A 26275-nucleotide genomic window follows, 5' to 3' on the forward strand; every position below is an offset into this window, starting at 1 on the left:
GCCACTCATGTCATCCGACCAGACCAGTCGCACCACGACGACCGAACGCCTTTCCACGAAGACGTTGCGCGCACTGCCGGCTTCGATCGCGACGCCTTCGTATGATCGCAGCCGCATCGTCCCGGGCATCGTGCATCTTGGCGTCGGCGCCTTCCATCGCGCCCACCAGGCCGCCTATGTCGACGATTGCCTGGCGGCCGGCGAGACGGATTGGGGCATAACAGGCGTTTCGCTGCGCAGCGCCGACACGCGCGACGCACTCACGCCGCAGGATGGGCTCTACACGCTGGCGATCAGAAGCAGTGGAACCGAAAAACTTCAGGTCATCGGCTCGATTACCGCGATGCTGGTGGCGCCGGAGGATCCGGGCGCGGTACTGGCCGCGCTGACCGATCCGCGCACCCGCATCGTCACGCTTACGATCACCGAAAAGGCCTATCTGAGGGCGGCTGGCGGCGGATTGGACGCTGCTCATCCCGATATCGCCCATGATCTGGCCAATCCGCAGATGCCGAAGACAGCGCATGGTTTCCTGACCGAGGCGCTTGCCCGGCGACGCGCCGCCGGCACGCCGCCCTTTACCGTGCTCTGTTGCGACAATCTGCCGGCCAACGGCGCCACGCTGCATCGGCTGTTGGTTGAATTCGCCCAGTTGCGAGATGCCGGGCTCGCCCAATCGAATGATGTCGGAATTGCCGATCACATCGCCCATCAGGTCGCCTTTCCTTCAAGCATGGTCGACCGCATCGTGCCGGCAACCACCGATGCCGATCGGGCGCGGATCGCTGAAGAACTCGGTGCCGAGGACGCTTGGCCTGTCATGACCGAGCCGTTCTGCCAATGGGTGGTCGAAGACAATTTCCCAGCGGGCCGCCCGGACTGGGAACAGTTCGGCGTCACCATGGTTCGCGACGTCGGCCCGTTCGAGGACATGAAGCTCAGGCTGCTCAACGGCTCGCATTCGGCCATCGCCTATCTTGGCCTGCTCAGCGGTCATGCCACCGTCGACCGCGCCTTCGCCGACCCGGCGATCCGGCAATTCGTCGATGCATTGTGGGCGGAAGCCATCCCGACCCTGCCCGAGGATGCCGGGCTCGACCCGAGCGCTTACACCGCGGAGCTCGCTGAGCGTTTTTCCAACACTGCACTTGCCCACCGTACGGCTCAGATCGCCAATGACGGCAGCCAGAAATTGCCGCAGCGCATCGTCGCTTCCGCCATCGAATGTCTAGAAGCCGGTACCGAGCTGGTCCATCTCACGTTGGTGGTGGCTGCCTGGATCGCTGCTTGCGCCGCACGAGGAAAAACCTTGCCGGAGGGCCATTTCACCGACCCGCTCGACGCGGCGTTGACGGCACTTTTGGGCGAGCAACTGCCGGCGAACGAAACCGTGACCGCTGTGTTCGACCTCGCCGGCTTCGCCAAGGACCATGCCGAGCGCCAGACCTTGATCGAGCTCGTGGCCGTGCATCTCGTCCACCTGCGACGAGACGGCCCGACATTGGCTTTCGCAGCCTTGGGCATTTAAACAAAAAAGCGAGGCAAGGCCCCGCTTTTTACTCTTTCATCGAACCGAATTTCAAGCCGGCAGGATGGCGCCTTCCAGCGTGGTGAGCTGGCTAAGGAACTGTTCCGCCTTGCTGCGAGCCTCGTCGTCCTTGGCATCAGTGGCGTCTTCTTTGGCTTCCTGGATGCGGCGCGCGAGATCGGCGCGGTCGACATCCTTCACCGCGACAGCCGATTCCGCCAGCAGCGTGCAGCCGGCCGGAACGATGTCGGCGAAGCCGCCGAACACCACATAGCGCTCTTCGCCGCCCGCTGCGGTCTTCACGGTGACGACACCCGGCTTGATCGTGGTCATGACCGGCGCGTGATGCGCCATCACGGTCATCTCGCCTTCGGCGCCCGGAATGACGACGGATTCAACCTGCTCGGAAACAAGCAGGCGCTCCGGCGAGACCAGTTCGAACTTGAAAGCTTCAGCCATGATCAATTTAGCGAATAGCGAATAGCGAGCAGCGAGTAGTCAGAAGAAGAATTCGCCGGCCCATATTCCCTATTCGCTACTCCCTATTCGCTATTCGCTTGATTACGCCGCTTCAGCCGCGAGGCGCTGTGCTTTCTCGACCGCTTCCTCGATGCCGCCGACCATGTAGAAGGCAGCTTCCGGAAGGTGATCGTAGTCGCCGTTGCAGAGGCCCTTGAAGCCCTTGATGGTGTCGGCGAGGTCGACCAGCTTGCCCGGCGCGCCGGTGAACACTTCGGCGACGAAGAAGGGCTGCGATAGGAAGCGCTCGATCTTGCGGGCGCGGGCCACGGTCTGCTTGTCTTCTTCCGACAGCTCGTCCATGCCCAGGATGGCGATGATGTCCTGCAGCGACTTGTAGCGCTGGAGGATCGACTGCACCTGGCGCGCGACGCCGTAATGCTCGTCGCCGACGACCAGCGGGTCGAGCATGCGCGAGGTCGAATCCAGCGGATCGACCGCCGGATAGATGCCCTTTTCGGCGATGGCGCGGTTCAGCGTCGTGGTCGCGTCAAGGTGGGCGAACGAGGTCGCCGGCGCCGGATCGGTCAAGTCGTCGGCGGGCACGTAGATCGCCTGCACGGACGTGATCGAGCCCTTGGTGGTGGTGGTGATGCGTTCCTGCAACGCGCCCATGTCGGTGGCGAGCGTCGGCTGATAGCCCACCGCCGACGGGATACGGCCAAGCAGAGCCGACACTTCCGAACCCGCCTGCGTGAAGCGGAAGATGTTGTCGACGAAGAACAGCACGTCCTGGCCCTGGTCGCGGAAATACTCCGCAACCGTCAGGCCGGTCAGGCCGACGCGGGCGCGCGCGCCCGGCGGCTCGTTCATCTGGCCGTAGACGAGCGCGGCCTTGGAGCCTTCGCCGCCGCCCTTCTTGTTGACGCCGGATTCGATGAACTCGTGATACAGATCGTTGCCTTCGCGGGTGCGCTCGCCGACGCCGGCGAACACCGAATAGCCGCCATGCGCCTTGGCGATGTTGTTGATCAGTTCCTGGATCAGCACGGTCTTGCCGACGCCGGCGCCGCCGAACAGGCCGATCTTGCCGCCCTTGGCGTAGGGAGCCAGGAGGTCGAGCACCTTGATGCCGGTGATCAGGATCTGTGCTTCCGTCGACTGCTCGACATAGGTCGGAGCCGGCTGGTGGATGGAGCGCATTTCGATCGCGTCGACCGGGCCTTCTTCGTCGACCGGCTCGCCGATGACGTTGATGATGCGGCCGAGCATGCCCGGGCCGACCGGCACGGTGATCGGCGCGCCGGTGTCACGCACTTCCTGGCCGCGAACCAGACCTTCGGTCGAGTCCATGGCGATGCAGCGCACGGTGTTTTCACCCAGGTGCTGGGCGACTTCGAGCACCAGACGGTTGCCGACATTGGTCGTCTCGAGCGCGTTCAGGATCGCCGGCAGGTGATCGCCGAACTGCACGTCGACGACGGCGCCGATGACCTGGCGGACCTTGCCGACAACGCCGGTTGCCTTGCTGGCCACTGCCGATGTCTTGGCAGCTGCGGCCTTCGCCGGTGCTGCTGCCTTGGCCGGGGCCGCCTTCGCGGCTGCTGCTGGAGCCTTTGCCGCCTTCGCGGGGGCTGCTGCCTTCGCGGCTGCGGCCTTGGGGGCTGCCTTCTGGGGGGTCGCTGCTTTCGCCATCGTCTTTACCCTTTTTCGTCCTTTGTTTCTCACGCGGTCCGGTCGCGGGCAAAAAACCCGTGGACCGCGCCTAGAGCGCCTCGGCGCCCGAAATGATTTCGATCAGTTCCTTGGTGATCTGCGCCTGCCGCTGGCGGTTATAGGTGATCGACAACTTGTTGATCATCTCGCCGGCGTTGCGCGTCGCATTGTCCATGGCACTCATCTTGGCGCCCATCTCGCCGGCCGCGTTTTCGAGCAGTGCCCGGAAAACCTGCACCGAGATGTTGCGCGGAATGAGATCGGAGAGGATTTCGCCCGGCTCCGGTTCGTATTCATAGACAGCGTTGCCGCCATCCGTCACTTCCGCCTGAGCCGAAGCAACGCCCGCCGGAATGATCTGCTGCGCGGTCGGGATCTGGCTGATCACAGACTTGAACTGCGAATAGAACAGCGTGCAGATGTCGAAGCCGCCCTCGTTGAAGAGATGGATGACCTTCTTGGCTATGGCATCGGCATTGACGAAACCGAGTGTCTTGACCTCGCGCAGATCGACGCGATCGATGATCAGCGACGCGTAGTCGCGGCGCAGGATGTCGAAACCCTTCTTGCCGACGCAGATGATCTTGACCTGCTTGCCGTCGGCCAAAAGCTTGCGGATGTGGTCGCGGGCAAGACGGGCGATCTGCGAATTGAAGCCGCCGCACAGGCCGCGCTCGGCGGTGCAGACGACGAGCAGATGCACATCATCCTTGCCGGTGCCGGTCATCAGCGCCGGGGCATCGCCACCGCCGCCGATCGCCTGGGTGATGTTGGCCAGCACGGAACCCATGCGCTCCGAATAGGGGCGCGCCGCTTCCGCAGCCTCTTGCGCACGGCGCAGCTTCGCCGCGGCGACCATCTGCATCGCCTTGGTGATCTTCTGCGTCGCCTTGACCGAGGCGATACGGTTACGAAGGTCTTTTAATGAAGGCATGCTTCAAACCTGATCCCGTCTTGTCGCTTCGCTCAGGCGAAGGTCTTGGCGAAAGCGTCGATCTCGGCCTTCAGCTTGGCGCGCAGATCGTCCGACAGTGCCTTTTCCTTGCGGATGGCGTCGAGAACGTCCTTGCCGGCCGCACGCATGTGGCTGAGCAGGCCATGCTCGAACTTGCCGACCTGGTTGACCGGCAGCTTGTCGAGATAACCGTTGACGCCGGCGAAGATCACCGCGACCTGCTCTTCCGTCTTCAGCGGCGAGAACTGCGGCTGCTTCAGGAGTTCGGTCAGGCGCGATCCGCGGTTGAGCAGGCGCTGCGTGGCAGCGTCGAGATCCGAGCCGAACTGCGCGAAGGCCGCCATTTCGCGGTACTGCGCGAGCTCGCCCTTGATCGAGCCGGCAACCTGCTTCATCGCCTTGATCTGCGCGGCCGAGCCGACGCGCGACACCGATAGACCGACGTTCACCGCAGGACGGATGCCCTGGAAGAACAGGTTGGTTTCGAGGAAGATCTGGCCGTCGGTGATCGAGATCACGTTGGTCGGGATGTAGGCCGACACGTCGTTGGCCTGCGTCTCGATGATCGGCAGAGCGGTCAGCGACCCGCCGCCCAGATCGTCGTTGAGCTTGGCGGCGCGCTCGAGCAGGCGCGAGTGCAGGTAGAACACGTCGCCCGGATAGGCTTCGCGGCCCGGCGGGCGGCGCAGCAGCAGCGACATCTGGCGATAGGCGACGGCCTGCTTCGACAGATCGTCATAGCTGATCAGCGCGTGCATGCCGTTGTCGCGGAAATATTCACCCATGGTGCAGCCGGCGAACGGCGCCAGGAACTGCATCGGCGCCGGGTCGGAAGCGGTGGCGGCGATGATGATCGAGTATTCGAGCGCGCCGCGCTCTTCCAGCACCTTGACGAACTGCGCGACGGTCGAGCGCTTCTGGCCGACGGCGACGTAGACGCAGTAGAGCTTTTCCTTCTCGGGGCCGTTGTCGTGCACCGACTTCTGGTTGAGCATCGTGTCGAGGATGATGGCGGTCTTGCCGGTCTGGCGATCGCCGATGACCAGCTCGCGCTGGCCGCGGCCGACCGGGATCAGCGCATCGATGGCCTTGAGGCCGGTCGACATCGGCTCGTTCACCGATTTGCGCGGAATGATGCCGGGCGCCTTGACGTCGACGCGCTTGCGCTCGACTGCCTTGATCGGACCCTTGCCATCGATCGGATTGCCGAGCGCATCGACGACGCGGCCGAGCAGGCCTGGGCCGACGGGAACGTCGACGATGGCGCCGGTGCGCTTGACGATGTCGCCTTCCTTGATGTCGCGGTCGGCGCCGAAGATGACGACGCCGACATTGTCGGCTTCGAGGTTGAGCGCCATGCCGCGGATGCCGCCGGGGAATTCGACCATCTCGCCGGCCTGGACATTGTCGAGGCCGTAGACACGAGCGATACCGTCACCGACGGACAGCACCTGTCCAACTTCGGAGACCTCGGCCTCCTTGCCGAAATTCTTGATCTGGTCTTTCAGAATTGCGGAAATTTCCGCGGCGCGGATGTCCATCAGCCGACCTCTTTCAGTGCAAGCTTGAGCGAATTGAGTTTGGTTTTGAGCGACGTATCGATCTGGCGCGAGCCCATCTTGACCACCAGCCCGCCGAGCAGCGACGGATCGACGGTGACGGAGATAGCCACGTCCTTGCCGGCAACGCTCTTCAGCGCCGCCTTGAGTTCGGTCTGCTGGACAGCCGTCAGCGCGTGAGCCGACGTCACTTCAGCAGCGGTCTCGCCACGGTGTTCGGCTGATATCTGGCGGAACGCCCTGATCATGCCGGGAATGGCGAACAGCCGGCGGTTGCGGGCGACGACGCGCAGGAAATTTCCGGTGAGGCCGGTGATCCCGGCCTTGTCGGCGATCGCCGCGATGGCCTTCGCCTGGTCCTCGCTGGAGAACACCGGGCTGTTGATCAGCCGGGTGAGATCAGCGCTGCCCGCGAGCATGATTTCGAAACTGTTGAGGTCGGCTTCGACCTTGGCCACGGAATTTGCCTGCAGGGCGAGTTCGAACAGCGAACCCGCATAGCGTTCTGCGACACCTGAGATTGGCGATGACGATTGAGCCACGGACCGTCTTTTCTCTTGTCTGACAGGCCGTAGATTGTTGGCGCGAGCAAAAACTCTGGCTAAATCTTTGACCTTACTGCATTTTTTCGAGCACGGAGGCGCGGCTTCCGCTATCCCCGGCCGAAAGTCGATTGCCGTCTAGCACAGGCATTTTAAGACCGCAATGCGTCGTTCCGCATGGTTTTCAGGCACTATTGTCGCATCCGGCGAAAGTCGCCCGTCTTCGATCGCGGAATACCCAATGATTCAGGGCAGAAAGCCGAAGGCGAAGGCGAGCGGCAACGCCGCCAGGACCAATTCCAGCACAATGGAAACCCAATTGAAAGGCGTGTTGGCGCCATCAGACATCATCGACAGCAGCCGGCCGAAGGCAGTGAACAGCCAGGAGAAGCCAAGCGCCATGTAGATCAGCGGCTGCGCCAGCAGGATACAGCACAGGCCGACACCCAGATAAAAGCCCGACATCCTGCCGCGCCCCTCGGCGATCGCCGCAGCCTTCTCTGGCTTGACCTGCAGGCGCAGGGCACGAAAGGCGAGACCCGGCGCCAGGAAGAACAAAAGCCCGAGCAGCACCGTGAAGACGGCGCTCGACCAAGCCAGCCATTCGCCCTGGCTCGTCGGCCATGGAAGCGCAAAATCCATCTTGTCCCCTCGAAATGCCTGTTTTGAAATTCCGGGCATTCTAACGGAGGAAAGCCCCCGCGCCAGATGGGTCCAGGTACTTTAGGCAGCGCGCATCAACCGAGCGCGAATTCCACAGCCGCCTCGACATGGATGCGCGTCGTGTCGAAGACCGGGATGTCGAAATCCTGCTGGCCGATGAGCATGGTGATCTCGGTGCAGCCCATGATGACGCTGTCGGCCGCCTCTTCGCGGCGCAGGCGTTCGGTCTCGGCGATATAGGCCGCCTTTGAAGTCTCCTTGACCATGCCCTGGCACAACTCGTCGTAGATGACGCGATGGACCATGTCGCGCCCGGCCGCATCCGGCACCACGGGGTCCAAGCCAAATCTGTCAGCGAGCCGGCCCTTGTAGAAATCCTGCTCCATGGTGAAGCGCGTCGCCAGCAGCGCCGGACGCTGCATTCCGGCACGCTTGACCGCCACTGCGGTGGCATCGGCGATGTGGATCAGCGGGATCGACACCGACGCCTGCACCTGATCGGCCAGTTTGTGCATGGTGTTGGTGCACAAAAGCAGACCTTCCGCGCCGCCGGCCTCAAGCTTGCGCGCCGCTTCTACGAGGAGCACGCCGGCACCGTCCCAGTCGCCGTGATGCTGCCGCTCGGCGATTTCGGCAAAGTCGAACGACCACAGAAGCAGTTTCGCGGAATGCAGCCCACCCAGCCGTTCGCGCACGATCTCGTTGAGCAGGCGATAGTAGATGGCGGTCGATTCCCAGCTCATGCCGCCGAGCAGGCCAAGGGTCTTCATATGAGTTTCCACATCTCGCTGGCTTGCGGGCAACCTATCGCTGAAAGCGCAACCTTACAAAAAACTCTGCGGGTCGACGTCGACCTGCACCCGGACCGAGCCGCGTTGCTTCGGCCCGTTGGCCAGCATGGCCCTGATAAAACCTTGCATGTCGGCGCGCCGTTCGCCCTGGATCAGCAGCCGGAAGCGGTGGCGGCCGCCGAGCAGTGACAGTGGTGCCTCGGCTGGCCCCAGCACGAACAGATCTGACGCCTCGGGTGCGGCGCGGCGCAGGCCACGTGCGTGGCCCTCGGCTTCCGCTCGTGTCACCGCACTGACGATGACACCCGCGAGCCGGCCGAAGGGCGGCAGGGCAGCCCGTTCGCGCTCGGCGATCTCACGTTCGTAAAATGCCTCGGCGTCGCCCGAGACGATCGCCCGAATCACCGGGTGGTCGGGCTGAAAAGTCTGCAGCAGGCCAAGGCTCTTCTTGCCGGTGCGGCCGGCGCGGCCGGTGACCTGGCTGAGCAGCTGGAACGTGCGCTCGGCGGCGCGCGGATCGCCATTGGCAAGTCCGAGATCGGCATCGACGACGCCGACCAAAGTCATGTTGGGAAAGTTGTGGCCCTTGGCGACGAGCTGCGTGCCGATGACGATGTCGGCCTCGCCATCGGCGATCGCTTCCAGCTCCAGCCGCAGCCGCCGCACGCCGCCCATCAGATCGGACGACAAGACGATGGTGCGCGCGTCGGGGAAATGCGTCACGACCTCCTCGGCGATGCGCTCGACACCCGGCCCGCAGGCGACCAGATGATCCAGCGTGCCGCATTCCGGGCAGGCTTCGGGGCGGCGCTCATTGTGGCCGCAATGATGGCAGACGAGTTGCCCGCGAAACCGGTGCTCGACCAGCCAGGCCGAGCAGACCGGGCAGCCGAAGCGATGGCCGCAGACCCGGCACAGCGTCAGTGGCGCATAGCCGCGCCGGTTGAGGAACAGCAGCGATTGCTCCTGCCTCTCCAGCGTCTGGCGCATCTGGTCGAGCAGAACCGGCGACAGGAAACCGCCACGCGCCGGCGGCGCACGCCGCATGTCGACCGCCTTCAGATGCGGAAGTGCTGCCTCGGCGAAGCGAGCGGAAAGCACCGCCCTGTTATATTTACCTTGGCTGGCATTGACCCGGCTTTCGACCGACGGCGTCGCCGACGCCAGCACCACGGGGAAGCTGCCGATATGGCCGCGCACCACCGCCATGTCGCGCGCATTGTAGAAGACGCGGTCCTCCTGCTTGTAGGCAGGGTCGTGCTCCTCGTCGACGACGATAAGGCCGAGCTCCTTGAACGGCAGGAACAGCGCCGAGCGCGCGCCGGCGACGACCCGCACGCCGCCCTCCGCCACTTGCCGCCAAACCCGCTCGCGCATCCGCGGCGGCAGGTCGGAATGCCATTCGCCCGGCTTGGCGCCGAAGCGCTGCTGGAAGCGCTCGAGAAAGGCATGCGTCAGCGCGATTTCCGGCAGCAGGATCAGAACCTGCCTCCCCTGGTCGAGCGCAGCCGCCACCGCCTCGAAATAGACCTCGGTCTTACCCGAACCGGTGACGCCGTCGAGCAGCGCGACGTTGAACACGCCGGCTGCGACATTGGCGCGCAGCATCTGCGCCGCGGCGCCCTGGTCCGGCATCAGTTCCGGAATAGCGTAGCCGGGATCGGGCGCGGCCACCACCGGGCGCGGCGGGATCATCACGGTCTCGAACACGCCTTGCGCCCTCAGGCCGTCGATCACCGTCGAGGACACGCCGGCGGCGTGAGCGAGGCCGGAGCGCGTCCAGGCAAGGCCGCCTTCGGCCGTCTCCAGCACGCGCTGCCTGGCACCCGTCATCCGGTCGGGTGCGAGAAGCGTGCGCTGCAACCCCTCGATCCACGGTTCGGGGTCGAAAGCCTCCGGCGCCCTGAGCAGCATGCGCGCCACCATGCCCGGTGGCGATAGCGTGTACTGCGCCACCCAGTCGACGAAACGGCGCATCGCGCGGTCGATCGGCGGGCAGTCGAAGACCTGTTCGATGGGGCGCAGCTTTTTCGCGTCGACCTTCTCGACCGCGCCATCCCAGACGATGCCGGCGACCTGGCGCGGCCCGAGCGGCACACGCACGATCGAGCCCGGCACCACGCGCATGCCGGCCGGCACGGCATAGGTGTAGGGGCGTTCGGCGGGCATCGGCACCAGCACCGGTGCGGCTGCGACAAAGGGCGAATCTTCGATCATGAGGCGTGACCTTGCCCTGACTTTGGTCTAGATCAAAGGCCGACCCCAAATGTGCATGACATGCACATGAAAATCTTCAGGAGACCCGCCATGAAATTTTTTGTCGACACCGCCGACGTCAAGGATATCCGTGAACTGAACGATCTGGGGCTGCTCGACGGCGTCACCACCAATCCTTCGCTGATCCTCAAATCCGGCGGCAAGATCGCCGAGGTCACCAAACAGATTTGCGACATCGTCAAGGGTCCGGTCTCGGCTGAAGTCACCGCCACCGAATATTCCGAGATGATGCAGCAAGCCAAGGTTCTGGCCAAGATCGCCGACAATGTCTGCATCAAGGTGCCGCTGACGCTGGACGGCCTCAAGGCCTGCAAGACCATCCGCACCGAGATGAACCGCCTGGTCAATGTCACGCTGTGCTTTTCGGCCAACCAGGCGCTGCTTGCGGCCAAGGCCGGCGCCTCGTTCATCTCGCCCTTCGTCGGCCGCATCGACGACATCGGCATCGACGGCATGGAGCTGATCCAGGAGATCCGGCAGATCTATGATAATTACGATTTCCAGACCGAGATCCTCGTCGCCTCGGTGCGCACCGTGAACCACGTCAAGCAGGCGGCACTGATCGGCGCCGACGTCGTGACCGCGCCGCCGGCGACCCTGAAGGCCCTGGTCAACCATCCGCTGACCGACAAGGGCCTCGCCGCCTTCCTCGCCGACTGGGCCAAGACCGGCCAATCGATTGGCTGAGATGGCGATCGGCTGAAGCCAATGCGCTTGCAGTGAAAAAAGACCGGGCAACCGGTCTTTTTTATGTGCTGCGGGTGGGGTGACTTTCCATGTCTTTGTTTTTGCGTGCCTTGCACTAGCTCTTTTGGCTTTACTGCATCGCAGCATTGCATCCAGCTGAAATCGAGAGCGACAAGTTCAAAACAGGATATTTGATCGAGTTCACCAGATCGACACGCTGCTGAAGCATACCCTGGATATCACGCTAGAGAGATGCCCTTCGACGAACTTAAAAAACGATGACTTGGTCGAACCCTTTGTAAAGGTGCTGGCTGTAGCTTCGATGTTTTAGCTACTGGGTCGAACATGAGCCTTCTAATCTCAATCGCCTTTTCTGTTCTTGCATCAATAGGACTCGCTTTCGCAAAGGCATTTTCAATCTACGGCCTCATTCGGGACAAACGTTATTCGTGGGTGAGTTTCATAGTGATTTCGGTCGTGTGGCTTGGCGCAACGGTGCTGAGTGCCAACCGGACGTGTGGTCAATGGGGGTGTAGCTGGGGCCTTCACTTCGGTTGGATTCTTGCCCTGTTGCCTCAAGGCTTCGTGACGAATGTTGCGTTAGGTGAGAAGCTATTTGTGATTGCGTTGCTTACATATTTGGGACTGTGCATCTATTTCTTCGGGCATGTCATTGGCTGGTTATCCTATGTGGTCGTCAGCATTGGAAAGGCCGTCACTAACCGCTAGTGTAGATGCTTAAGGTTTAGGCTGGGATAGGTGATGGAATTCACGAGCTTGACCCGCAGCTGAAGCATCCCCTGAAGCATGATCCCATAACGGCCGGGGTCGCTCAGTCCGCGCCGTCATCCTCAGGCACGGTCGCCGGCTGGCGCCGGCCCATGATGATTTCGCGTTTGCCAACATGGTTGGGTGCGCCGACCAATCCTTCCTTTTCCATACGCTCGACCAGGGATGCGGCGCGGTTGTAGCCGATGCCGAGGCGGCGCTGGATGTAGGAGGTCGAACACTTCTTGTCGCGCACCACCACCTTGACCGCCTCGTCGTAGATCGCATCGCTGTCTTCGGCTGCAACCGATCCCTTGTCGAAGACCGCGCCCTGGTCGTCTTCCTCCTCTTCCTCATCCTCGTCGGCCGTCACGGTTTCCAGATATTCGGGGCGGCCCTGTGCCTTCAGATGTGCGACCACATGCTCGACCTCCGCGTCGGAGACAAAGGGACCGTGCACGCGGGAAATGCGTCCCCCACCCATCATGTGCAGCATGTCGCCCTGGCCAAGCAGCTGCTCGGCGCCCTGCTCGCCCAGGATGGTGCGGCTGTCGATCTTCGACGTCACCTGGAAGGAAATGCGGGTTGGGAAATTGGCCTTGATCGTGCCCGTGATGACGTCGACCGAGGGGCGCTGCGTTGCCATGATCAGGTGGATGCCAGCAGCGCGCGCCATCTGCGCCAAACGCTGGATGGCGCCTTCGATCTCCTTGCCGGCGACCATCATCAGGTCGGCCATCTCGTCGACGATGACGACGATGTAGGGCATCGGCGCCAGGTCTACTTCCTGCTGTTCGAAAAGCGGTTCGCCGGTGCCCTTTTCGAAGCCGGTCTGCACCGTCATGACGACGGTTTCGCCCTTGTCGCGGGCTTGGGCGGCGCGCTCGTTGTAGCCGTCGATGTTGCGCACGCCGAGGCGCGCCATCTTGCGATAGCGGTCCTCCATCTCGCGCACCGCCCATTTGAGCGCGGTGACGGCTTTTTTGGGATCGGTGACGACGGGCGTCAGCAGATGCGGGATGCCGTCATAGACAGAGAGTTCGAGCATTTTGGGATCGACCATGATCAGCCGGCATTCTTCCGGCTTCAGCCGATAGAGCAACGACAGGATCATGGTGTTGATGGCGACCGACTTGCCGGAGCCGGTGGTTCCGGCCACGAGCAGATGCGGCATCTTCGCCAGCTCGGCGATGACCGGCTCACCGCCGATCGTCTTGCCGAGACACAGCGCCAGCTTGCAGCTTGTCTTGCGGAAGCCCTCGGATTCGATCAGTTCCCGGAAATAGACGGTTTCGCGCATCTCGTTCGGAAGCTCGATGCCGATGACGTTGCGGCCGGGCACGACGGCGACGCGCGCCGAAATCGCCGACATGGAGCGGGCGATATCGTCGGCAAGCCCGATGACGCGAGAAGATTTGACGCCCGGCGCCGGCTCGAATTCATAGAGCGTGACGACCGGGCCGGGACGAACATGAATGATCTCGCCACGCACGCCGAAGTCTTCGAGCACGCTTTCCAGGAGATCCGCGTTCTGCTCGAGCCGCTCCTGCGACATGTAGAAGCCTTGTCCCTCCGGTGGCTGCTGCAACAGCTCTTCCGAGGGAAGCTCATAGGGATCGCCCGCGGTTGACAGCACGACCTTTCCAGCCCCAGGCAAGCGTGCAGAGCGGGCGCCAACGGCCTTGGCAGGGACGTTCGCACTTGGCGCGGCCGGCGCGGAAACGGCGACGCTTTTGGCGGCTGGAATTGCGACAGGCTGGATCGGCGACGGCGCATTGCTCGCCGGCACGTCAGGTTGGGCGACGGCCTGGTTCGAATTGGCCGGCCAAACATCCGGCAACGGCTTCAAGGCCTGGCCCGGCAGGCAGTCGATGACACGAAACAAGGCGGTGGCATCGGTCCCTGTCGTCGGACGGATGTCGATCGGCATAGTGGTGACTGGCGCTGCGGCGAGCGGCGCAGGCGACGCTGAACCGGTTTGCCGGGCCGGCGGCGAAACGTCGACCAGATAGGGTGCCATAGCCTCGAAGAAGGCATGATCCGAAAGATATGGCCAGCGCAGCCTTTCGGTTTTGATCGGGGCGCCCGGAGCAACGGACGCACGCGCGGATGCCCGTCCCGTTGCGACCGTCCTCGGCGGCACCGGCGCAACGGCTGGCACCCTCTCCCTGGCGCGCACGGACGGGACAAAAGCAGCAGCCGGCGGCAGTGGCCCTTGCGTGGCGTGCCCGGTCTGCGGCTGGGAGGCAGGGCTTTTCACCGACGCCGGCAATGCCAGGAGCGAGGGCGCGGAGGACGCCCTGCCGACCATGGGTTGCGCAACGGCTTGCTGTGCCGGGCGCGTCGCGCCGTGTTCGACGACACGCTCGTGCTGCGGATGATGCTTCCTGGCCTCATAATCCGGCGTGCGTGTAAAACGCACGTTGGGTGCAAGGAAGAAATATTCCTGCCAGGCAGGGCTCTCGATATCGCCGATTTTCGAAGGCGTGTCGTCCGAGCCACTCCGCGGCTCCATATAGGGCCGCTTGTTGCCGCCGAGATCGACCATAGGCGCGGAATAGCCGGCCTGGCGTGTGGCGGGCTGCCGACCGTCCGGCTCCTTGCGAGCCATACGATCAAGGGCGCCTGCGGCGGAAGAACTTCGCTGATCACCCCTGTCGCCAATGCTCTCGAAGCGCTTCCCCTCGGGATCATCAGGCGGTGCGGCCGTCGACAAATTGACCCGGGAAAAACGCTTGGCTTCCATTCTCAAGACTCACTGTGAAATGTCTGCCGAGCAATAGGGAGCGAGTGGTTAACAGTTGCTTCCCGGATGGGTCGCCGACGATCCTGAGCGCCAAAATCTTCGTGGCAGTCTGCGAGCGACGTGGCACGATCGTCGCCTCGCCGGTGGCGCGATCTACTCGCTGTGCCGTAGCAGGCCGATGGGTCTCTTCGGACAATCTCTGTTCAGAATCTGGCTCTGTTCGGGAATCTGGTCATGATCCCACGATCATCCCGTCATGCCTGGGGCGCCACCGTTTTCGTGAAGCAGATGAGGTGCGCTAGCCGGTCTTGCCGTGCCGGACAAGGTCCTGGGCAATGGACAGCTGCAGCGCTTCCGCCAACTCTCGCGCAGCGCGATTCTCGGCGTCGATCTGCGCCCGGTATGCGGCGAATTCCTGACGCGGCCTGTCGAAGGACGAGGTGATCGAACGCTTGCCGGATGCGATCACCACGCCGGTCTTCGCATCGGCCAGCGTATAGCTGCCGGTCAGCGTCACGGAACCGGCGGTCGGCTCGTCTTCGTCGGTTCCGACCTGCACAAGTGCCGCGGACTCGACCGCTTCGGTCACGCCGAGATTGAGCGAATAGGCCGGCGAGGCCGGCTCGCCGGCGCCTCGTCCAAACCCGAAAATGAGATTGTTGCGCACCTGTTGGCCGTAACGCGTATTGACCGGCTTGATGCCGATCAACGCCAGTTCGGCACTGGCACTGGCCTGCGAACCCGACAGTGGCGCGCTCGAATAGAGCGGCCGCACCGTGCAGGCCGAGACAAGCGCGAGCGAACCTATCAGGCCGGCAAGCGCCATGCGGCGCAGCAAATGGCTCAACTCTGTCTTTTCCCGATCAGGCAACGACATTGACGATCCTCTGCGGCACGATGATCACCTTGCGCGGAGCCTTCCCTTCGAGTGCTTTCTGCACGAAGTCGAGAGCCAATACCGCTTTTTCGACCGCACCTTGGTCCGCGTCGCGGGCAATTGTCAAATCCCCCCGCTTCTTGCCGTTGACCTGTACCGGATAGGTGACTTCGTTGTCGACGACCAGCGCCGGATCGAAGACCGGCCACGGCCGTTCGGCAACGAGATCGGTGCCGCCGAGCGTTGCCCAGCACTCCTCGGCCAGATGCGGCATGACCGGCGCGATCAGATGCACGAGAATCTCCACCGCCTGCCGGCAGGCGCCTTTCAGCGCTGCATCGGCCTTGCCTTCGGCCACCTCGTTAAGCGGCGTGGTCAGCGCGTTGGCCAGTTCGTAGATGCGGGCGATGGCGCGGTTGAAAGCGAGCTTCTCGATATCCTCTCCGACCGCCTTGAGGATCTTGTGCGCGGCCTTGGAAACCACCGCGGCCTCGCCGCTGCTGGCCGCCACGGGCTTGATGCCGGCCAGTGTTTCCGCCGCCGTCGACACCAGGCGCCAGATGCGCTGGATGAAGCGATGCGCGCCGGCGGCGCCATCGTCGGTCCACTCGACATCGCGCTCGGGAGGCGAATCCGACAGCATGAACCAGCGCGCCGTATCGGCGCCGTAGCCATCGGTGATGTCTTCCGGGCTCACCGTGTTCTTCTTCGACTTCGACATCTTTTCCAGCGGGCCGATGGAGACGGTCTCGCCGGTGGCGATCTCGATGGCGCTGCGCTTGCCGTCGACGTCCTCCAGCCGAACTTCGGTGGGCGCCAGCCAGCGGCCGTTCGATGCCGAGCCAACGCGATAGGTTTCGTGCACCACCATGCCTTGCGTGAACAGGCCCTTGAACGGCTCGGCCAGATCGACATGGCCGGCCTCCCGCATGGCGCGGGTGAAGAAGCGCGAATAGAGCAGATGCAGGATCGCGTGCTCGATCCCGCCAATATACTGGTCGACCGGCAGCCATTCGTTGGCCGCCTTGGGATCGGTCGGTTCATGTGCCCACGGCGCGGTGAAGCGGGCAAAATACCACGACGAATCGACGAACGTGTCCATCGTGTCGGTTTCGCGCCGCGCATCCCTGCCGCATTGCGGACATTTCACATGCCGCCATGTCGGATGACGGTCGAGCGGATTGCCCGGGCGGTCGAAATCGACATCGTCGGGCAGCTTCACCGGCAGGTCCGCCTTCGGCACCGGCACCACGCCGCAAGCCTCGCAATGGATCATCGGGATAGGGCAGCCCCAGTAGCGCTGGCGCGAAATGCCCCAATCGCGCAGGCGGAAATTCACCTTGCGCTCGGCCATCGGCCGGTTGCCGATCGTCTTCTGCTCCAGCAGTTTGGCGACTTCGTCGAAAGCCTGATCCGGCTTCATGCCGTTGAGAAAGCGCGAATTGATCATCACGCCGTCATCGACATAGGCTTCATCGATGATCTGGAACGTCGCCGGATTCTCGCCTTCCGGCATCACCACCGGAATCACCGGCAGGCCGTATTTGTTGGCGAAGTCGAGGTCGCGCTGGTCGCCGGACGGGCAGCCGAAAATGGCGCCGGTGCCGTATTCCATCAGCACGAAATTGGCGACATAGACAGGCAGCGTCCAGTTGTCGTCAAACGGATGGACGACGCGGAGGCCGGTGTCAAAACCCTTCTTCTCAGCTGTCTCCAGCGCCGCCACCGAGGTGCCCATATGGCCGATATCCTCGATGAACTTCGCCAGTGCCGGATTGTGCGCAGCGGCCTTCTTGGCCAACGGATGATCGGCGGCGACAGCCATGAAGGAAGCGCCGAAGATGGTGTCGGGCCTTGTCGTATAGACTTCCAGCTCATGCTCGCCATCAGAGGCGTCGGCCAGAGGCCAACGGATCAGCAGGCCTTCCGAGCGGCCGATCCAGTTCTGCTGCATCAGCTTCACTTTTTCCGGCCATTCGTCGAGGCCTTCGAGCGAATCCAGCAGATCCTGGGCGAAGTCGGTGATCCTGAAGAACCACTGCGTCAGTTCGCGCTGTTCGACCAGCGCGCCCGAGCGCCAGCCGCGCCCGTCGATGACCTGCTCGTTGGCAAGCACCGTCATGTCCTCCGGATCCCAGTTGACCTTGGAGGATTTGCGCGTCACCAGCCCCTTCTCGACAAAGTCGAGGAACAGCATCTGCTGGCGGTGGTAGTAATCGACGTCGCAGGTGGCGAATTCGCGCGCCCAGTCCAGCGACAGCCCCATGACCTTGAGCTGCTCGCGCATGGTGGCGATGTTCTGGTAGGTCCACTCCTTGGGGTGGACCTTATTCTGCATCGCCGCGTTTTCGGCCGGCATGCCGAAGGCGTCCCAGCCCATCGGGTGCAGCACGTTGAAGCCCTTGGCCCGCTTGTAGCGCGCCACCACGTCGCCCATCGTGTAATTGCGGGTATGACCGATATGGATGCGCCCCGACGGATAGGGGAACATCTCCAGCACGTAGTATTTCGGGCGCGGATCGTCATTGTGCGCTTCGAACAGCTTCTTGGCGTCCCAGGCCTTCTGCCATTTGGGCTCTGACGCGCGCGGATTGTATCGTTCGGTTGCCATGGGACGTTTTTCACTTAAAAGCATGCGCGAACTGCGGGCGATGGCTCGGCAGTTCAGGGAATGTGGTCCGGGTGTTCACCATGGTTTGGCAAACCCGTCAACCATATGGGTACCGCGTCTGACAAAAACGCCGGTCAAAACAGCAGGATTTGCATATGGGTGACGCCGTTCAGCAATTTTTCGCGGTCAAGGCGAAGATCGCCGCCGCCGAACGCGAGGCCGGCCGCGAAGCCGGCGCCGTGACCCTGGTCGCGGTCTCAAAGACCTTTGATGCCGCCGACATCGGCCCGGTCATCGAAGCCGGCCAGCGCGTCTTCGGCGAGAACCGGGTGCAGGAGGCGCAAGCCAAATGGCCTGATCTGAAGGACGCATTTCCCGACATCGAACTGCATCTGATCGGCCCGCTGCAATCCAACAAGGCTAGGGAAGCGGTAGCACTGTTCGACGTCATCGAGACGGTCGATCGCGAGAAGATCGCCGCCGAACTCGCCAAGGAGATCGCCAAACAGGGCCGCGCGCCAAAACTCTATGTCCAGGTCAACACCGGCTCCGAGCCGCAGAAGGCCGGCATCGAGCCCCGCGACGCCGTGGCCTTCGTCGCCCGCTGCCGCGAGGTGCATGGCCTCGCTATCGAAGGCCTGATGTGCATCCCGCCGGCCGATGAGAACCCCGGTCCCCACTTCGCGCTGCTGGAGAAGCTTAGCAAGGAAGCCGACGTCGCCAAACTCTCGATGGGCATGTCCGGCGACTACGAAACAGCAATCGCCTTCGGCGCCACCAGCGTCCGCGTCGGTTCGGCGATCTTCGGCACTCGCTGAGACGCAACGGCCTTTGGGCCAATCCGAGAGGCTCGTTGCTCCAGGACTGGAAACGAAACGTACCGTTCCTATTTGCTTTGCGTCTTCACAAACTCTCTGGAGCCGCCACCATGCGCTACAACCAGCTTGGAAACACGGGGATGTTCGTCTCCGAACTGTGCCTCGGCACCATGACCTTCGGCGCCGCCGGTCAGAATGCCCAATGGGGCCTGATCGCCAGCCTCGACCAGAAGGGCGTCAACGAGATCGTTGCCCATTCGCTTGCCGCCGGCGTCAATTTCTTCGATACGGCCGACGTCTACTCCTTTGGCGAATCCGAACGGTTGCTCGGCCAGTCGCTCAGGGATCTCAAGATCAATAGGCAGAATGTGGTCATCGCCACCAAGGCGCATGGCGCCATGGGTGAAGGCCCCAACCAGCGCGGCTCGTCACGCGGCCACATCATGGATTCGGTCGATGCCAGCTTGGAGCGGCTGCAGCTCGACCATATCGATCTCTATCAATTGCACGGCACCGACACGGTGACGCCGATCGACGAGACGCTGCGAGCGCTCGACGATCTGGTTGCCAGCGGTAAGGTCCGCTATGTCGGCGTCTCCAACTGGGCGGCATGGCGCATCGCCAAGGCGCTCGGCATCGCCGAGCGCAAGGGTTTCGCCCGTTTCGAGACCGTGCAGTCCTATTATTCGATCGCCGGCCGCGATCTCGAGCGCGAAATCGTGCCGCTGCTCAACGAGGAAAAACTCGGCCTGATGGTGTGGTCGCCGATGGCCGGTGGCCTGCTCTCCGGCAAATATGGCCCCGGCGCACCCGGCAATGGCGAAGGCCGCCGCGCGTCCTTCAACTTCCCGCCGGTCAATGAGGACCGCGCCTGGGCGGCCGTTGCCGTCATGCGCGACATAGCCAAAAAACATGATGTGAGCGTCGCCACGGTGGCGCTCGGCTATGTCCTGGCCAAGCCCTTCGTGATGAGCGTCATCATCGGCGCCAGCCGCATGGAGCAGCTGGAGCAGAACCTTGCCGCCACTGAGGTGAAGCTCGACACCGACGATCTGGTTCGTCTCGACGAGGTCAGCGCCCTGCCGTCCGAATATCCAGGCTGGATGCTGGAGCGCCAGGCAGCGGGCCGCCGTCCGGCGGCGTTCACGCCGAAAGCATAAATACAGCCCCCGCTGACATCTCGGGAGCCGTGGCTCCGGAGATGTCAGGCCATCCGCACGGTCTCGACCAGAAAATCGAGAAAAGCCCGCACTCTGGCCGGCAGGTGCTTGCCGTGGCCGACATAGACGGCATGTGTCGGTTCGACATCGCCAGGGTTGAAGTCTTCCAGCACCGGCACCAGCCGGCCGGCGGCAATATCGGGCTGGACATGCCAGCGCGCCAGCCGGGCAATGCCCGCACCCGCAATCGTCATCAGCCGCATCGCTTCGCCATCGCTGGCCATCGCATTGCCGCTGACGGGAACCGTGAAGGATGTACCGTCCGCGAACGGCCAGCCGTCGCTGTAGCGGGCAAAGCCGAAGGCAAGCCGATTATGACGGTCGAGTTCGGCAGGCAGGCGCGGTGTCCCACGCGCTCCAAGATAGGACGGGGCGGCAACCACCACCATCCGGCTTTGGCCGAGCTTGCGCGCCACCAGCCGTGATTCGCCGAGTTGCCCGGCCCGGATGGCGACATCGGCACGCTCCGCCATCAAATCGATGACGCTGTCGGTCAGCACCAGATCGACCGAGATTTCGGGGTAGCGTTCGAGGAAGCGCGGCAAAAGCGGGATCAGCCGGTGCACGCCGAAGGGCACGTAGGTGTTGACGCGCAGCCGCCCGCGCGGCGCCGCACCCGCCGCAGCCTCGCGCTCGGCCGCCGCCATGTCGGCCAGGATGCGCAGCCCGCTCTCGTAGAATGCGCTGCCTTCCGGCGTCAGTTGCAGCTTGCGCGTCGAGCGGCTGACCAGCCGCGCGATCAGTTTGCTAACCGCCGATGGCGTCATGCGCAACGCGCGTGCCGCGGCCGAAAAGCTGCCCGCCTCGACGACGTGCACGAAGACTTCGATCTCGCCGGAGCGGTTGGTGTCGGATCTGGCCATCTGTGAATCTATTTCACAGAAAATATGCCTGGAGCAAGTCTGGTTCACAATGCATGGCAACACGATCTTCCGGGTCGGGCGCGGATTTGGACAAGGCGCTCATCATCGCCGAAGTGGGAACCGCCATGCCTCTTGCTCTCTACGCCCTCGCCGCCGGTGCCTTCGGCATCGGCGTCACCGAATTCGTCATTATGGGTTTGCTGCTCGATGTCAGCAAGGATCTCGGCGTTTCGATCTCGGCCGCCGGCCAGCTCATTTCGGGCTATGCGCTTGGCGTCGTCATCGGCGCGCCGTTGCTGACCATCGCCACCGGCAACTGGCCGCGCAAGACCGTGCTTCTGGCGCTGATGGCGATCTTCACGCTCGGCAATCTCGCCTGCGCGCTGGCGCCCGACTACTGGACGCTGATGGGCGCCCGCATCATCACCGCCTTTGCCCACGGCACTTTCTTCGGCGTCGGCTCGGTGGTCGCCACCGGCTTGGTCGCGCCCAACAGACAAGCCTCGGCGATCGCGCTGATGTTCACCGGCCTGACCATCGCCAACATCCTCGGCGTGCCCTTCGGCACATGGCTCGGCCAGGCCTTCGGCTGGCGCGCGACCTTCTGGGCCGTGACAGTGGTCGGTGTGGCCGCCTTCGCCGTCATCCTGGCTCTGGTGCCACGCAGCCGGACGGCGCCCGAAAAGAGCGACCTGCGCGCCGATCTCGCCGTTTTGCGCCGCACCCCCGTCCTGCTCGGCCTCGCCACCACCGTGCTCGGCTATGCCGGCGTCTTCGCCGTCTTCACTTATATCGCTCCGTTGCTGACCGAGATCAGCGGCTTCAAGGAAGCAGCCGTGTCGCCGATCCTGCTCGTCTTCGGCGGCGGTCTCATCGCCGGCAATTTGCTTGGCGGCAAGGTCGCCGACCGCTGGCTTGTGCCGGCCGTGCTGGGCAGTCTGGTGGTGCTGGCCCTGGTGCTCGCAACGATGACCTTCGCCATCCACAGCCAGGTGATGGCCGTCATCTATGTCGGCCTGCTCGGTGCCGCCGCCTTTGCCACCGTGGCGCCGTTGCAGATGTGGGTGCTGGACAAGGCGCAAGGTGCCGGCCAAAGCCTCGCCTCGTCCTTCAACATCGCCGCCTTCAATCTCGGCAACGCCGCAGGCGCCTGGCTTGGCGGCGCGGTGATTGCCCACGGCCTTGGTCTGGGTTCCCTCACCTGGGTCGCCGCCCTGCTGCCGCTCGCGGCACTCGCCGTGGCGGGACTGGCGCTGCGTCTCGATCGCACCCCAGCGCTCGGCGAGCCTGCCTCCATCCGCTCGTGACCGTCCTCTGCAAACCCGCTTTCGACACCCCTTCATACCACCAGGAGTAAAAAGATGGATTATCGACGTCTCGGTGCATCGGGCTTGAAAGTGCCCGCACTCTCCTTCGGCGCGGGAACCTTTGGCGGTTCCGGCCCGCTGTTCGGCGCCTGGGGCAACAGCGACGCCAGGGAAGCGCGGCGGCTGATCGACATCTGCCTGGAGGCCGGTGTCAATTTGTTCGACACGGCCGACGTCTATTCGAACGGCGCTTCTGAACAGGTGCTTGGCGACGCGATAAAAGGCCGCCGCGATGCCGTGCTGATCTCGACCAAGACCGCGCTGCCGATGGGCGATGGGCCGGGCGATTACGGCTCGTCACGTTCGCGGCTGATCAGATCCGTGGATGATGCGCTGAGGCGCCTCGGCACCGACTACATCGACCTTTTGCAGCTACACGCCTTCGATGCCGGCACGCCGATCGAGGAGGTGCTGTCGACGCTGGACAACCTGATCCGTGCCGGCAAGCTGCGCTATGTCGGCGTCTCCAACTTCTCCGGATGGCAAGTGATGAAGTCGTTGGCGCAAGCCGACAGCCAAGGCTATCCGCGCTATGTCGCCCATCAGGTCTACTATTCGCTGGTCGGCCGCGACTATGAGTGGGAGCTGATGCCGCTCGGCCTCGACCAGGGCGTCGGTGCATTGGTGTGGAGCCCGCTTGGCTGGGGCCGCCTGACCGGCAAGATCCGCCGTGGCCAGTCCCTACCGGAAAAGAGCCGGCTGCACGACACGGCAAGCTTCGGTCCGCCGGTCGAGGACGAGCATCTCTATCGAGTGATGGATGCCCTCGATGTCGTGGCCGAGGAAACCGGCAAGACCGTGCCGCAGATCGCCATCAACTGGCTGCTGCAGCGCCCGACCGTATCGTCGGTCATCATCGGCGCCCGCAACGAGGAGCAGTTGCGCCAGAACCTCGGCGCCGTCGGCTGGACCTTGACGCCGGGGCAGATAAGGCAGCTCGACGCGGCAAGCGAAGTCACCGCGCCCTACCCGTACTTCCCGTATCGGCGGCAGGAAGGCTTTGCCCGGTTGAACCCGCCGGTGGTTTGAGCGCATCGGGCCGTCATGGCGCAAGGTTCGCGGGCCAGCGCCCCCCTCTGGCCTGCCGGCCATCTCCCCCTCAAGGGGGAGATCGGATGTCGCGGCGACTTTCGCCAATCGCAGGCGTAACAAGGGGCGGCGTTGTCGGTGGAGCTGCCAATCTGCCCACTTGAGGGGGAGATGTCCGGCAGGACAGAGGGGGGCGTCGTAGAACGCCGACCTCAAGAAGCCGTTGCTGCGAAACTTGCCCCTAGTGCAGCACAAACTCCCCATCCACCTTGCGCCATTCATTCGGCGCGATCAGCTTCTGGTGGGTGTAGCTGATCGAATGCAGCGGCCCGTCCAGCTTGGCCTTCCAGAATTCGATGAACTTGATCAGCACCGGAAACTTCGGCGCGAGATCGTAGTCCTGCCAGATGAAGCTCTGCAGCAGATGCGGGTGATCGGGAAAGTGATAAAGAATCTTGGCAGTGGTCAAGCCATAGCCTTTGAGCATCAGGTCCATTTCGGCATGGTCGCGCATGACGGTCCCCAGGTTGATTCGCCTGTCCTCCCACGGCTGATTGTGCGCGCCGCTGATTAACCGTCTATTGATTTTTTCTTCATCTGAACCGGCTTTAGCTTGCGAAAACATGCGGTTAGCAGCGCACCTCTTCGAGTGCTGACAGCCCTGGAGAAGCTCCCTGCGGCATCCCGCCGCGCGAATCCAACGTCTAATGTTGCCGTAACGGCGGAACTGGTAATAATGCCGCCGAATTCGCGGCCGTGTCGCCGCGATCCCGCCGGCATTTCAAGCCGGCGATTGGTTCGGGAGGAAAGTCAGGAATGTCCGAGGTTCATGTCCATCGCGTCCAGCCGGCGTGGAAGAAAAACGCGCTGATCGACAATGACACCTACCTGAAATGGTATGCCGACAGCGTCAAGAACCCGGACAAATTCTGGGGCAAGCACGGCAAGCGCATCGACTGGTTCAAGCCGTTCAGCAAGGTCAAGAACACCTCCTTCGACGGCAAGGTCTCGATCAAATGGTTCGAGGACGGACTGACCAACGTTTCCTACAACTGCATCGACCGGCATCTGAAGAAGCGCGGCAACCAGACCGCCATCATCTGGGAAGGCGACAATCCCTACGACGACAAGAAGGTCACCTATAACGAGCTCTACGAGCATGTCTGCCGGCTCGCCAATGTGATGAAGAAACACGGCGTCAAGAAAGGCGATCGAGTCACCATCTACATGCCGATGATCCCGGAAGCCGCCTATGCGATGCTGGCCTGCACGCGCATCGGCGCCGTCCATTCGATCGTCTTCGGCGGTTTCTCGCCGGATGCGCTGGCCGGCCGCATCGACGACTGCAAGTCGACCTTCGTTATCACGGCTGACGAAGGCCTGCGCGGCGGCAAGCCGATCCCTTTGAAGGAAAACACCGACAGGGCGATCGAGATCGCCGCGAAAGCCGGAACGAAAGTCGAAAAGGTGGTGGTCGTGCGACGCACCGGCGGCAAGACCGGCTGGGTTTCAGGCCGCGACGTCTGGTATCACGACGAGATCGCGACGGTGAAAGCCGAATGCAAGCCCGAGAAGATGAAGGCCGAGGACCCGCTGTTCATTCTCTACACGTCGGGTTCGACCGGCAAGCCGAAGGGCGTGCTGCACACCACCGCCGGCTATCTCGTCTACGTCTCGATGACCCACCAATATGTCTTCGACTACCATGACGGCGACATCTACTGGTGTACCGCCGATGTCGGCTGGGTCACCGGCCACAGCTACATCGTCTACGGCCCGCTCGCCAACGGCGCCACCACGCTGATGTTCGAAGGCGTGCCGAACTATCCGTCGCAGTCGCGCTTCTGGGAAGTCATCGACAAGCACAAGGTCAATATCTTCTACACCGCGCCGACGGCGTTGCGCGCGCTGATGGGCGCCGGCGATGCGCACGTGAAGAAGACGTCGCGCAAGTCGCTGCGCGTGCTGGGTTCGGTCGGCGAGCCGATCAACCCGGAAGCCTGGGAGTGGTATTTCAACGTCGTCGGCAACGGCAAGGTGCCGATCGTCGACACCTGGTGGCAGACCGAGACCGGCGGCATCCTGATCACGCCGCTGCCAGGTGCGACCGACCTCAAGGCGGGTTCGGCGACGCGGCCTTTCTTCGGCATCAAGCCGCAGCTGGTCGACGGCGAGGGCAAGGTGCTGGAAGGTGCGGCCGACGGCAATCTGTGCATCACCGATTCCTGGCCGGGCCAGATGCGCACCGTCTATGGCGATCACGACCGCTTCGTGCAGACCTATTTTTCGACCTACAAGGGCAAGTACTTCACCGGTGACGGCTGCCGCCGCGACGCCGACGGCTATTACTGGATCACCGGCCGCGTCGACGACGTCATCAACGTTTCCGGCCACCGCATGGGCACGGCCGAAGTCGAATCGGCGCTGGTCAGCCATGAGAAGGTTTCCGAGGCCGCGGTCGTGGGCTATCCCCACGACATCAAGGGCCAGGGTATCTACAGCTACGTCACCTTGATGAAGGGTGCCGAACCCACCGAGGAGCTGCGCAAGGAGCTTGTTGCCCATGTCCGCAAGGAGATCGGCGCCATTGCTTCGCCCGACAAGATCCAGTTCGCGCCGGGCCTGCCGAAGACGCGTTCCGGCAAGATCATGCGTCGCATCCTGCGCAAGATCGCCGAGGACGATTTTTCTGCCCTGGGTGACACCTCGACGCTGGCCGACCCGGCCGTCGTCGATGATCTGGTCGCCAACCGGCAGAACAAGAAGAGCTGATGCAGGCCGCGCTGGGCACTGTCAGCG

Annotated in this window: 21 protein-coding genes; 8 read left to right on the plus strand and 13 right to left on the minus strand. The window is 63.2% G+C overall.

The annotated features are described in order from the left end of the window. Window positions 1-7: 7 nt before the first annotated feature. On the plus strand, window positions 8-1528 hold the full coding sequence (locus EN949_RS06695) for a mannitol dehydrogenase family protein (protein ID WP_063169452.1): 1521 nt from the start codon (window positions 8-10) through the stop codon (window positions 1526-1528). 51 nt (window positions 1529-1579) lie between these two features. On the opposite strand, the gene EN949_RS06700 is transcribed toward EN949_RS06695, so the two are convergent. From EN949_RS06700 to EN949_RS06735, 8 genes are all read right to left on the minus strand, one after another. Then, complete coding sequence (locus EN949_RS06700; RefSeq protein WP_013529039.1) at window positions 1580-1987, minus strand: F0F1 ATP synthase subunit epsilon; 408 nt, start codon at window positions 1985-1987, stop codon at window positions 1580-1582. A 102-nt stretch (window positions 1988-2089) separates the two neighbouring features. Then, the gene (gene atpD, locus EN949_RS06705) at window positions 2090-3682 is read right to left on the minus strand and encodes a F0F1 ATP synthase subunit beta (RefSeq protein ID WP_027163462.1); all 1593 of its coding nucleotides are present in this window, start codon (window positions 3680-3682) and stop codon (window positions 2090-2092) included. Between the two features lie 70 nt (window positions 3683-3752). After that, window positions 3753-4637 carry a F0F1 ATP synthase subunit gamma gene (locus EN949_RS06710; protein ID WP_013529037.1) on the minus strand — a complete coding sequence of 295 codons (885 nt, stop codon included), beginning with the start codon at window positions 4635-4637 and terminating at the stop codon, window positions 3753-3755. A gap of 32 nt (window positions 4638-4669) precedes the next feature. Beyond that, the gene (gene atpA, locus EN949_RS06715) at window positions 4670-6199 is read right to left on the minus strand and encodes a F0F1 ATP synthase subunit alpha (protein ID WP_013529036.1); all 1530 of its coding nucleotides are present in this window, start codon (window positions 6197-6199) and stop codon (window positions 4670-4672) included. Beyond that, the gene (locus EN949_RS06720; RefSeq protein WP_013529035.1) at window positions 6199-6759 is read right to left on the minus strand and encodes a F0F1 ATP synthase subunit delta; all 561 of its coding nucleotides are present in this window, start codon (window positions 6757-6759) and stop codon (window positions 6199-6201) included. Before EN949_RS06720 ends, atpA begins: the two co-directional genes overlap by 1 nt. A gap of 246 nt (window positions 6760-7005) precedes the next feature. Next, entirely contained in the window at window positions 7006-7401 is a 396-nt protein-coding gene (locus EN949_RS06725; protein ID WP_013529034.1) for a DUF4345 family protein, read from the minus strand. Window positions 7402-7496: 95 nt separating this feature from the next. Then, window positions 7497-8192 carry an aspartate/glutamate racemase family protein gene (locus EN949_RS06730; RefSeq protein WP_063169453.1) on the minus strand — a complete coding sequence of 232 codons (696 nt, stop codon included), beginning with the start codon at window positions 8190-8192 and terminating at the stop codon, window positions 7497-7499. Window positions 8193-8246: 54 nt separating this feature from the next. Beyond that, window positions 8247-10430, minus strand: coding sequence for a primosomal protein N' (locus EN949_RS06735; RefSeq protein ID WP_127371020.1), 2184 nt, complete (start codon window positions 10428-10430; stop codon window positions 8247-8249). A 90-nt stretch (window positions 10431-10520) separates the two neighbouring features. On the opposite strand from EN949_RS06735, the gene fsa reads away from it, so the two are divergent. Further along, on the plus strand, window positions 10521-11177 hold the full coding sequence (gene fsa, locus EN949_RS06740) for a fructose-6-phosphate aldolase (protein WP_024504222.1): 657 nt from the start codon (window positions 10521-10523) through the stop codon (window positions 11175-11177). 345 nt (window positions 11178-11522) lie between these two features. Then, a complete protein-coding gene (locus EN949_RS06745) occupies window positions 11523-11906 on the plus strand; it encodes a hypothetical protein (protein ID WP_127218570.1) in 384 nt (127 codons plus the stop codon). A gap of 103 nt (window positions 11907-12009) precedes the next feature. On the opposite strand, the gene EN949_RS06750 is transcribed toward EN949_RS06745, so the two are convergent. The 3 genes from EN949_RS06750 to leuS all read right to left on the minus strand — a co-directional run bounded on the left by EN949_RS06750 (window position 12010) and on the right by leuS (window position 18179). After that, complete coding sequence (locus tag EN949_RS06750; protein ID WP_127366566.1) at window positions 12010-14691, minus strand: DNA translocase FtsK; 2682 nt, start codon at window positions 14689-14691, stop codon at window positions 12010-12012. Window positions 14692-14989: 298 nt separating this feature from the next. Continuing rightward, a complete protein-coding gene (lptE, locus tag EN949_RS06755; protein ID WP_013529029.1) occupies window positions 14990-15568 on the minus strand; it encodes an LPS assembly lipoprotein LptE in 579 nt (192 codons plus the stop codon). Then, window positions 15555-18179, minus strand: coding sequence for a leucine--tRNA ligase (gene leuS, locus EN949_RS06760; RefSeq protein WP_127371019.1), 2625 nt, complete (start codon window positions 18177-18179; stop codon window positions 15555-15557). Before leuS ends, lptE begins: the two co-directional genes overlap by 14 nt. A gap of 155 nt (window positions 18180-18334) precedes the next feature. On the opposite strand from leuS, the gene EN949_RS06765 reads away from it, so the two are divergent. Then, window positions 18335-18997 carry a YggS family pyridoxal phosphate-dependent enzyme gene (locus tag EN949_RS06765; protein ID WP_063173292.1) on the plus strand — a complete coding sequence of 221 codons (663 nt, stop codon included), beginning with the start codon at window positions 18335-18337 and terminating at the stop codon, window positions 18995-18997. A gap of 110 nt (window positions 18998-19107) precedes the next feature. Next, complete coding sequence (locus tag EN949_RS06770) at window positions 19108-20157, plus strand: aldo/keto reductase (protein WP_127365733.1); 1050 nt, start codon at window positions 19108-19110, stop codon at window positions 20155-20157. Window positions 20158-20201: 44 nt separating this feature from the next. Here the strand turns inward: EN949_RS06770 and EN949_RS06775 are convergent, their stop codons facing one another. Next, a complete protein-coding gene (locus tag EN949_RS06775; RefSeq protein WP_127365734.1) occupies window positions 20202-21080 on the minus strand; it encodes a LysR family transcriptional regulator in 879 nt (292 codons plus the stop codon). A gap of 125 nt (window positions 21081-21205) precedes the next feature. Here EN949_RS06775 and EN949_RS06780 point away from each other — a divergent pair, with 125 nt between their 5' ends. Then, window positions 21206-22387 carry an MFS transporter gene (locus EN949_RS06780; RefSeq protein WP_127365736.1) on the plus strand — a complete coding sequence of 394 codons (1182 nt, stop codon included), beginning with the start codon at window positions 21206-21208 and terminating at the stop codon, window positions 22385-22387. Window positions 22388-22441: 54 nt separating this feature from the next. After that, window positions 22442-23476 carry an aldo/keto reductase gene (locus tag EN949_RS06785; RefSeq protein ID WP_063169459.1) on the plus strand — a complete coding sequence of 345 codons (1035 nt, stop codon included), beginning with the start codon at window positions 22442-22444 and terminating at the stop codon, window positions 23474-23476. A 241-nt stretch (window positions 23477-23717) separates the two neighbouring features. On the opposite strand, the gene EN949_RS06795 is transcribed toward EN949_RS06785, so the two are convergent. Beyond that, entirely contained in the window at window positions 23718-23990 is a 273-nt protein-coding gene (locus EN949_RS06795; RefSeq protein ID WP_013529022.1) for an usg protein, read from the minus strand. Window positions 23991-24292: 302 nt separating this feature from the next. On the opposite strand from EN949_RS06795, the gene acs reads away from it, so the two are divergent. Next, window positions 24293-26248, plus strand: coding sequence for an acetate--CoA ligase (gene acs / locus EN949_RS06800; RefSeq protein ID WP_013529021.1), 1956 nt, complete (start codon window positions 24293-24295; stop codon window positions 26246-26248). The last annotated feature ends 27 nt before the right edge of the window (window positions 26249-26275 follow it).

This window comes from Mesorhizobium sp. M7A.F.Ca.US.007.01.2.1 (assembly GCF_003998165.1).
GTDB classification, from domain to species: domain Bacteria; phylum Pseudomonadota; class Alphaproteobacteria; order Rhizobiales; family Rhizobiaceae; genus Mesorhizobium; species Mesorhizobium ciceri.